Origin of the sequence: Mesorhizobium sp. M1E.F.Ca.ET.041.01.1.1, from assembly GCF_003997355.1 — a bacterium.
In the GTDB taxonomy this organism is placed as follows: Bacteria; Pseudomonadota; Alphaproteobacteria; order Rhizobiales; family Rhizobiaceae; genus Mesorhizobium.
This window is the reverse complement of record NZ_RZSL01000859.1, coordinates 1-1967: the sequence shown is the minus strand read 5'-3', so window position 1 is coordinate 1967 and position 1967 is coordinate 1. Positions and strand designations below refer to the sequence as shown.

Here is a 1967-nt window from a genome sequence, read left to right as displayed (position 1 = left end):
AGCTGCATCAGTGCGGCCTGCCGAAGAAGATGGCGCTGGAACTCTTCAAGCCCTTTATCTACGCCCGCCTCGACGCCAAGGGTTTCTCCTCGACCGTCAAGCAGGCGAAGAAGCTGGTCGAGAAGGAGCGTCCGGAGGTCTGGGATATTCTCGACGAGGTCATCCGCGAGCATCCGGTGCTCCTGAACCGTGCGCCGACGCTGCACCGCCTCGGCATCCAGGCGTTCGAGCCGATCCTCATCGAAGGCAAGGCGATCCAGCTGCATCCGCTGGTCTGCACGGCCTTCAACGCCGACTTCGACGGCGACCAGATGGCGGTCCACGTGCCGCTGTCGCTGGAAGCGCAGCTCGAAGCCCGCGTGCTGATGATGTCGACCAACAACATCCTGCACCCGGCCTCCGGCGCGCCGATCATCGTGCCGTCGCAGGACATGGTTCTCGGTCTCTACTATCTGTCGATCGTCAACCAGGACGAGCCGGGCGAAGGCATGGTGTTCGCCGACATGGGCGAGCTCCAGCACGCGCTGGAGACCAAGGCCGTTACCCTGCACGCCAAGATCAAGGGTCGCTTCCGCACGGTCGACGCCGAAGGCAAGGTCGTGTCGAAGATCTACGACACCACGCCTGGCCGCATGATCATCGGCGAGCTTCTGCCGAAGAACGTCAACGTGCCCTATGAGACCGCCAACCAGGAGATGACCAAGAAGAACATCTCCAAGATGATCGACACCGTCTACCGCCACTGCGGCCAGAAGGAGACGGTCATCTTCTGCGATCGCATCATGGCGCTCGGTTTCGCGCATGCCTGCCGCGCCGGCATCTCGTTCGGCAAGGACGACATGCTGATCCCGGACACCAAGCTGAAGCTGGTCTCCGACACCGAGGCTTTGGCCAAGGAATACGAGCAGCAGTACAATGACGGCCTGATCACCCAGGGCGAGAAGTACAACAAGGTGGTCGACGCCTGGGCCAAGTGCTCGGAAAAGGTCGCTGACGAGATGATGGCCCGCATCAAGGCCGTCGAGTTCGAGGACAACGGCCGTCAGAAGCCGATGAACTCGATCTACATGATGTCGCATTCGGGTGCGCGTGGTTCGCCCACCCAGATGCGTCAGCTCGCCGGCATGCGCGGCCTGATGGCCAAGCCGTCGGGTGAAATCATCGAGACGCCGATCATCTCGAACTTCAAGGAAGGCCTCACCGTGCTCGAGTACTTCAACTCGACCCACGGCGCCCGCAAGGGCCTGGCCGACACCGCCTTGAAGACGGCGAACTCGGGTTACTTGACCCGCCGTCTGGTCGACGTGGCGCAGGACTGCATCGTCAATTCGCTGGATTGCGGCACCGACAAGGGCCTCACCATGCAGCCGATCGTCGATGCCGGCCAGATCGTCGCCTCGGTCGGCCAGCGCGTGCTGGGCCGCACGGCGCTCGACGACATCAACCATCCGGTCTCCGGCGAATTGCTGGTCAAGGCCGGCAAGCTGATGGACGAGCGCGACGTGGAGCAGATCGAGAAGGCCGGCGTGCAGTCGGTGCGTATCCGCTCGGCGCTGACCTGCGAGATCAGGACCGGCGTCTGCGCGGTCTGCTACGGTCGCGATCTTGCCCGCGGCACGCCCGTCAACCAGGGCGAGGCCGTCGGCGTCATCGCGGCGCAGTCGATCGGCGAGCCGGGCACCCAGCTCACCATGCGCACCTTCCACATGGGCGGCACCGCGCAGGTGGTGGACTCCTCGTTCCTCGAAGCCTCCTATGAGGGCAAGGTCGAGATCCGCAACCGCAACGTGGTGCGCAACTCCGACGGCCAGCAGATGGTCATGGGCCGCAACATGGCGGTCCTGATCCTCGACGAGACCGGCAAGGAGCGCGCCACGCACCGCGTCGCCTATGGCTCGCGCATCTTCGTGGACGACGGCGACAAGGTGAAGCGCGGCCAGCGCATCGCCGAGTGGGATCCTTACACC

The 1967-nt window shown here is 64.0% G+C and carries 1 pseudogene; it reads left to right on the top strand.

The window, feature by feature from the left end:
• Positions 1–1967, top strand: a pseudogene (locus EOA38_RS35120) (DNA-directed RNA polymerase subunit beta'); the annotation flags it as partial.